The organism is Neobacillus citreus (assembly GCF_018343545.2).
GTDB lineage: Bacteria > Bacillota > Bacilli > Bacillales > Cytobacillaceae > Neobacillus > Neobacillus citreus.
The window spans coordinates 1-7,669 of the sequence record NZ_JAGYPE020000114.1 but is presented as its reverse complement, the minus strand read 5'-3'; the positions used below and the strand labels follow the sequence as shown (position 1 = coordinate 7,669).

Below are 7,669 nucleotides of genomic sequence, written 5' to 3'. Positions count from 1 at the left end.
TTACGGTCGATCGGGTGTTATGAGCTCTTCATAACGCCCGGAGCTCTGATTCCTTCGTGCGTTCGGGAGTTATGATCCCTTCATAACGCCCGGAGCTCTGATTCCTTCGTGCGTTCGGGAGTTATGATCCCTTCATAACGCCCGGAGTTCTGATTCCTTCGTGCGTTCGGGAGTTATGAGCTCTTCATAACGCCCGGGGCTCTGATTCCTTCGGTCGATCGGGAGTTATAACCACTTCATAACGACCAGAGTTCTGTTTTCTTCGTGCGTTCGGGTGTTATGAGCTCTTCATAACGCCCGGGGCTCTGATTCCTTCGTGCGTTCGGGAGTTATGAGCTCTTCATAACGCCCGGGGCTCTGATTCCTTCGGGCATTCGGATGTTATGAGTTCCATAGGGTGTTAGGCACCATGCCCAACACCCGTATTGTTATGATTGGTTTTAATGTGGCGATACAAATGATGAATAAGTCCAATAAAAACGGTCACCCATGCACCCATCGCGATATACACCATAATGTCCGGAATAACCGTTAAAAATGGCACCTTGAGGGCTTTCGAAAGTTGAAATGTGCTAAGCGTGTACATGGCAAGCGGAAAGGCCATTCCCCAGAATTGCGGGTCATAGTTTATTGGCTCCCGATGATATAAATGCTTCCATACCATCAAAATGAATAAGAGCGGTATCCACCAAGTACCGGTAATCCAAAAGAATAGGGTAAATCCCTTAATAAATGGCGTTATTTCAACGAGAAAAGACCAATTTTGTGATTTTAAAATCAATGTAGCACCTGCCAAGGTTGTTATTGCAACTGCCCCCATATTAATCCAATAAGGCGGTGTCATAGCAGAGAATTTCAACTCTATAAAAGTAAATCGATAAAATATAAGAGTAATAATGTTGATATACAGCATGCACCCTAAAAAGTACATACACAAGGTGAAAAATAAAACCATTTCCTTCCCTGCCACTAAATGCGGGGAAAGCAAGGTGCCGAGAATAGAAATAGACTGTGTCCCCACAACCGCAATTAACCAACCCCCGTTAATCCCATCTGCCAAAGAAGGTTTATCATTTCGTATGGTTACGGCTGCGAAAAATGTATACATGACCAAAATCCATAAAAATATGGCAAGGTACCATAAAAAGACCGCGATTGAATAATTCTTCTCAACGATAATAAGCTGGCTTCCGAGGACGCTGGTCCCTGCGACTAAGGTAAAAAAACCGGGTCCTTTTATATGACTTGAGATGTCTGCTCTAAGACTAGGAAAATATTTAAATAACCGGATCAACGTTAAGAACCACAGAATAATATACGCCACCACATTAACATATAACAAAGCTATCGAAATTAGTTTCATTCCAAGCAAAAAGGCGGCGATTGATAATGCGCCGGTAGCCATTACCACAGCAAAATACCCGGGAAAAAGCGTTTTCGCTGTTTGCTTGATAAAATTTATCATCTTACCCACTCCTAGGATGCAAAAATATCACTACTATAACAATAACATTTTATTGAACTCTGTGATACAGCTCATAGAACAATGGCACAGCCTTCTTTATAATGTCAATAGATTGAAAATTCAGGATATCGAAAGGGGTTTTATAGCTATGAATTTATTGCTTTCTGATGAACAAACTCAACTCCAAAAAATGGTGAAGGATTTGGCAGTTGAAAAGATAGCACCTTTATCTAAACAATTTTATCAAAATGGAGCTTTTCCAGCTGAAATTTTCTCTCTTCTTTCAAAACAAGGGTTAATGGGATTAATGCTTCCGCCGGTTTTTGAAGGAGCAGGTGCAGATACATACAGTTTCCTTATTACGATGGAATCCATCGGCAGGGCATGCCCTTCCACAGCCTTCCTATTCAACACACATTTGGCTGCTTCATTAGCCATTCTTGCTATTGGTTCTCCCGCACAAAAGGAAAAATATTTAAAGCCGCTGGCACGGGGAGAATGGATTTGTGCCCTTGCAGGAACCGAATCAGGCGGAGGTTCGAACCCATTTACAATCCAAACAACCGCTGTCAAAAGCGGGGATTCTTATATTTTAAATGGAACAAAAACCTTTATCAGTGGTGCAGGCTCAGCAGATGTTTATTTGGTGATGGCGAAAACAGTAAACGAATCAGGTCAACCTGGATTAAGTATGTTTTTAGTCGAAAAAGGCATACCTGGATTTACCTTCGGAAAATTGGAGGATAAACTTGGGATGCTCGCTCTCCCAACAGGAGAATTAATTTTTGAAAATTGCCGCCTCTCAGGTGATGCCCTGCTAGGATCAATTGGAACCGGTCTTCAGGTAATGGGTGTGGCAGGCGGATTGGCTGCTTTAGGCGCGGGGGCCATCGCTTTAGGATTAGCCCAGGCTGCCGTTGATGAAACAAAGACTTATCTCAAGGATCGTCAAATCCTCGGGCAAAAACTAGGAGAAATGGGTGCAGTTCAGATGCGCTTTGCTGATATGCTGATTGAGCTTCAAGCAGCCCGAAGCCTTTTATACCAAGCTGCCCGTGACAGGGATACAAGTAAACCAGGACCGATTCCAACCGTCTTTCAGGCCAAAATCAATACCACGGAAAAGGCATTAAAAATCATTGATAGCGCTATTCAATTACACGGGATGTATGGCTATTCCAAAGAATATCCGTTCGAACAATATTACCGGGATGCCCGTGCATTGACGATCCATTTTGGCAATAATGACGTGATGAGATCAAATTTAAGTAAAATGGTTCTTGGAGTTTAGAATGGTTTTTAGAGTCAAAAGAAAAAAGGGCTTTGATTTTCTTAATCAGCGCCCTTTTTTATTGCAAAGCTTCGATTATTTAACCTTCTGAATCCTATTTTGGTTGCTGTAGGTGAATGGTTTTGGCTGCGCCTGAATGTAATTCACCAGAACATCTAAATCGACCGGACCAATCTCTTTATTGGTTGCCCTAGTGAATTCTGTGAAAGCGTCTCCCCCTCCAGAAAGGAAGACGTTGGCCGCTACCGTATAGGAAGCATTAGGATCTAGTTCCGTTCCATCGGCGAGCTTGATAATTCCTACCCGTTGGCCTACAGGTTTCGTAGAATCCCAAGTATAGGTTAACCCGGAAATCTGCAGCATGGTCATTTTCGAGTCTGTCCACTGCTGGTTAAGTAAATTGCGAATTTGCTGACCTGTCATTACCATTTTCACCATATCATTATTAAATGGCTGAACCGTATACACTTCGCCCCATGTGATATCCCCCGGATCAAAATCTGCGCGAATCCCTCCTGGATTCATAAATGCCATTTGCGTTCCTAGGGCCTGCCTTTGGGCATCAGCAATGAAATCGCCGAGAACCGATTCACCATTTTCGTTTTGCTTGGCTGTTAATGGTTCGGACGTGGAACCAACAACACGGTTTACAATCGGTTCAATTTTTGATTCATATCCTTCAATCATTTGCTTTATTTCAGGATCTGGGTTAATTCCCTCCTGAAATGTAGTCACAATTTCACCTCTTTTTGTGACAATATCCTTTGTCTTAGGATCAATCTCGATATCGACATCAGAAAAAGCCGTTCCATAAGAGTAGGCTTGAACTATTAACTTATTATCGATTGTGGCATTCATATAGGCATGGTTATGTCCGCCAAAAATCACATCCACTTCGTCATCAACACGATTGGCGATATCGACCAGCTGGCCCGTTGGGTTTTCGCCATTTGGGCCGGAAGTACCCGGATTATGAGCTAAAACAACAATCGCTTTGACACCTTGCTTTTTCAATTCTGCAACGTTTTTATTAATGGCTTCGACCTCATCCGTAAATTGCAAACCTGCTACACCGCTTGGTACCACAATGGTTGGAGTTTCTGTTGTGACAACGCCGATAAAGCCGATTGGCATTCCGTTTACTTTCATGACTTGGTAAGGCGGCAAGATAGTTTTGCCTGTTTCTTTATTAATGACATTGGCAACCACCCAAGGGAATTTGGATCCTGTAAAATTGCCAGTTTTCGGATGAGAACCGCCATGGATAAGACGAAGAAGTTCATTTACTCCTTCATCAAATTCGTGGTTTCCAACCGTTCCAATATCAAAGCCCATTCGGTTTAAAAACTCAATTGTCGGTTCATCCTGCAATAGCGCGGAAACGGGCGGGCTTGCTCCGACCATATCACCTGCCTGGACAAGCAGGGTGTTTTTGTTTTCTGCTGCACGCTGCTTTAAATATGCCGCTAAATAATCAGCCCGTCCGACAGGTTTCCCGTTTACCTTACGGGTTACGTTTAACTGGCCATGCAAATCATTGATTCCCAAAAGCTGAATGGGAATATAGCGCTGGCTCGGAGCAGGTGGCTTCGTTTTTTTCTGCTTTGTTTCCGGTCGGTCTGAAATATGTCCATGATACTTTTCAGATAAACCTTGGTCGCCGTTTCCTCCTTGATTCTGTCTCGCTGTTTCAACACTATGTGTTTCAGAAATTAGTTCATGATGCTGGTGACCCTCCGTCCCTTGAGCGGAGACCTGTAAGTTTCCCGCCCAGCCCATCAAGGAAAGAACAACCACAAAAACGAACATTTTATTTATCCATTTCATTCCTTTTCCTCCTATATTTTTCTAACAAACCAAAGCTATTTTTCGCTTTGTATAGAAGGAATATGCATTTGAAAATTAACCAAATAAAAAAGTGGTGTCAGACACTATATCCAATATGGATATAGTGTCTGACACCACAAAAACATCTAATGTCCCTGTGCATAAAGGGTTTGATAGGCTGCGGATGTTCTTATTTCAATGGTTAATTTACCTTTTCCGTAAATGGTTTTGATTAATAACGGCACTCCTGTGGTATTTTGAAATTGAAAGTCCTTGCCGCCGTAGGAGACAGTGGCATCACGGCCAGGAGGGACATAGCCAACCGAAAGTGAATGGTGATTCCATTCAATATATTGCACACCTACTTTGTCAATGGCATTAAACAATGTTGAAGACGTTTGGCAGATACCTCCGCCAATCCCATCGACCAGCTTCTTATTGACGATTTCCTTTGCGGGCTGATAGCCATGAGCAGCATCACTTGGGCCGACAGTTGTATTAAAGGAAAAAACATCTCCAGTACCAACAATCACATTATCAATGGCTTCGCCTGATAGCTCGATATTCTTGGAACGCCCCTCCACTCTACTGTCAAAGTATGTCGAGTACGATGCCAATACTACTTCTCCCAAACCAGCAATATCTTCAGGCTTATAGCCGCTTTGTGTTACATAAATTGGCAGATCCACATCCCCGCCTGCAACAGATGCCGCCATTATTTTTTCCACCAATTCCGATTCTTCAAGGATAATCCGCGGTTTTCCTTTAATTAATTGACCATTGGCATCGATTTTATCGAGAACCATCTTCTGATCATATCCCGGTTTCGCTTCAGTTCCTCTTGCCAAATCCTTCGCCCATTTTTCAAGTTCTTTTTGATAGGCTTCTTTATTTGTTTCAAAGCCCATTTCCTTTGGCGAAAACGTTCTAATAGTTTCCTTAGTATTTGGATCAATAACATTGACTATAATTGGTTTTGGTTCTTCCTTCTGAGGTTTTTCTTCTCCTGTTTTAACAGGCAGTTTGGCCGGTTCTGTCACTTTTGGGCCAGTGTTCTCTTTGACCGTTTTTTCAGTACAGCCTGCCAATCCTAGTAAACTAGCAATTAAACAAATTGGCACGACCCACTTCCACTTTCCCATTACGCAACTTCTCCCCTTATCCTTTATCTAGTTGTCTTATCAACGCCATATTTGAGACCCACTGAACTATCCTATTCCGGAATACATGTCAACATGACTAGGTATTTCCCAATCTGCTTCAAATGACCTTATTAACCGACAAAATATGTAATGAGAAAACAGGGATTATTATCCAGTCCTTTATTATTATAAAACAAAGGTAATGTCGAATTTTGTCCGTTTGTCTGACTTAAAAACAAAAAAAGCCATCAAAAGATGACTTTTTAGAACTGACCGGGAAAAATAACCGCCCTGCCGCCTTATTGCTCACACGCATAATTATCTTTATCTCGATCCATTTTCGCTTGATAAGCTGGATGGCCGGCAGGAACACCGTTTGGATACACCTTCCTCAATTCAGTGCAATTTTGGAAAACCTCAGATTTAGTCCCAGCTGAGGTGCTTGCATCCGTTCCACTCGAAGAAGAACCTGAAGACGTGCTGCTCCCTGTTGAATAGGAACCGCTGCTTTTTGAAGTGGAACTTCCATCCAGATCACCCTTCGTCGTTCCATCTGCGCCATATGACCAAAGACCTTTATTCGCTTCCCGTGCTTCGCGGGCAAATTTTACAAAAAACTCGCTGTATTTAACATCCGGCGGATATGTGGAAGGTTCCGCATAGCCATTTAAGACCAAATCCGCATTGAACATTTTGCTGCGAATTTCCGCTTCATCCATATCATTTGTTGGTACACCCATCCAGATAATCCGTAAATAGCGCCCATAGCGGTCGGTTGAGGAGACGTCCTTTTGCAGCCAAACCTGTTTTCCCTCCAGCTTTGATTTCGTATAATTGCTGGCTTCTTTCCCGTAAACTTCATGTCTAGTCGTCGATTCCGGGGTGTTAACCCCAACAAAGCGGACTTTTCTTCCGTCTGAAGTGACAATTGTATCACCGTCCACAACCCTGCCGACAGTGACTAACTCCAAATCAAGACTTTTGGCAAGCTCTTCTTGACTTTGCTTGGGCTCAGCAACGGGCTCGTTTTTATTCTCCTCGTCTGCAGTTTGCACCGATGATTGTTCTTCAGATTCTGCCTTCTTTTCCGTTTTTTCCTTTGCAACTGTATCTACTTTTGTATTGTTCGTGTCCTTTGATGTAGGTTCGTTAGAACATGCTCCCAACAGCAATGAAGTGATGAGGGAAATGACAATTAACCAACTTGGGTTCCGTGAAAATCTTTTCAAAGCTTCTCTCTCCTTAATAAAATAAGCCGAATTATTCAACTAGATTACTATATCATTTTTCGCGATAAATTTCTTTGGATTTACTTATATTTACCATGTAAAAACGTGTATTAGCTAAAAAAACTCCCATTCCTGAAAATGGGAGTTTGTAGTTCATTATTTACGTTTATTGTTATTGCCTCTTGTCACACGTCCTAAAATAAAGGCTCCAGCCGCAACACCAAGAATCGTGTTTGTTTTCTTATTGAATACTTGCTTCGCCACAAGATTTAAATTCTGTGGTCTTTCTGCAAGCCGACGCATGAAATAGCCGTACCAGTCGTTGCCAAATGGGACATACGTACAGAAATTAAAGCCTTCTTTTGCCAGCTTTAACTGCAGCTCTTTTCTAAAACCATACAGCATTTGGAATTCAAATTTATCGTTAGGAATATTGTTCAGTTTAACAAATTCCTTTACATGATTGATAATTCGATGGTCATGAGTGGCAATTGATGTAAATTTGCCGTTTAATAGGTGCCATTCAATCAACTTGATATAGTTGGCATCAATATCCTTTTTGTCCTGATAGGCAATCTCTGCAGGCTCTTTATAGGCTCCTTTTACAAGGCGAATCCGATAGTTTTTATATTTTTCAAGATAATCCATTGCCTGATGGAAGTAAGCCTGGATAACGGTACCGACATTATCATACTCTAAAGAAAGATCATCTAAT

Annotated in this window: 6 protein-coding genes; 1 reads left to right on the top strand and 5 read right to left on the bottom strand. The window is 42.1% G+C overall.

Features of this window, described 5'->3' with window-relative positions; genetic code table 11:
- Positions 1 to 400: 400 nt before the first annotated feature.
- Entirely contained in the window at positions 401 to 1,465 is a 1,065-nt protein-coding gene (locus KHB02_RS29025; RefSeq protein ID WP_213139986.1) for a tellurite resistance/C4-dicarboxylate transporter family protein, read from the bottom strand.
- Between the two features lie 148 nt (positions 1,466 to 1,613).
- Between KHB02_RS29025 and KHB02_RS29020 the strand changes: the two genes are divergently transcribed.
- Positions 1,614 to 2,756 (top strand): acyl-CoA dehydrogenase family protein, encoded by a 1,143-nt coding sequence (locus KHB02_RS29020; protein ID WP_213139985.1) that lies wholly within the window; start codon positions 1,614 to 1,616, stop codon positions 2,754 to 2,756.
- A 75-nt stretch (positions 2,757 to 2,831) separates the two neighbouring features.
- Here KHB02_RS29020 and KHB02_RS29015 read toward each other — a convergent pair whose 3' ends face one another.
- The 4 genes from KHB02_RS29015 to KHB02_RS29000 form a co-directional block, all read right to left on the bottom strand.
- On the bottom strand, positions 2,832 to 4,583 hold the full coding sequence (locus KHB02_RS29015; protein WP_241114185.1) for a bifunctional metallophosphatase/5'-nucleotidase: 1,752 nt from the start codon (positions 4,581 to 4,583) through the stop codon (positions 2,832 to 2,834).
- A gap of 146 nt (positions 4,584 to 4,729) precedes the next feature.
- Positions 4,730 to 5,725 carry a VanW family protein gene (locus KHB02_RS29010; RefSeq protein ID WP_213139984.1) on the bottom strand — a complete coding sequence of 332 codons (996 nt, stop codon included), beginning with the start codon at positions 5,723 to 5,725 and terminating at the stop codon, positions 4,730 to 4,732.
- A 299-nt stretch (positions 5,726 to 6,024) separates the two neighbouring features.
- The gene (locus KHB02_RS29005; RefSeq protein WP_213139983.1) at positions 6,025 to 6,954 is read right to left on the bottom strand and encodes a thermonuclease family protein; all 930 of its coding nucleotides are present in this window, start codon (positions 6,952 to 6,954) and stop codon (positions 6,025 to 6,027) included.
- Between the two features lie 156 nt (positions 6,955 to 7,110).
- Positions 7,111 to 7,669, bottom strand: a 559-nt coding sequence (locus KHB02_RS29000) for a proline dehydrogenase family protein (protein WP_241114184.1), incomplete at its 5' end; no start/stop codon positions are given.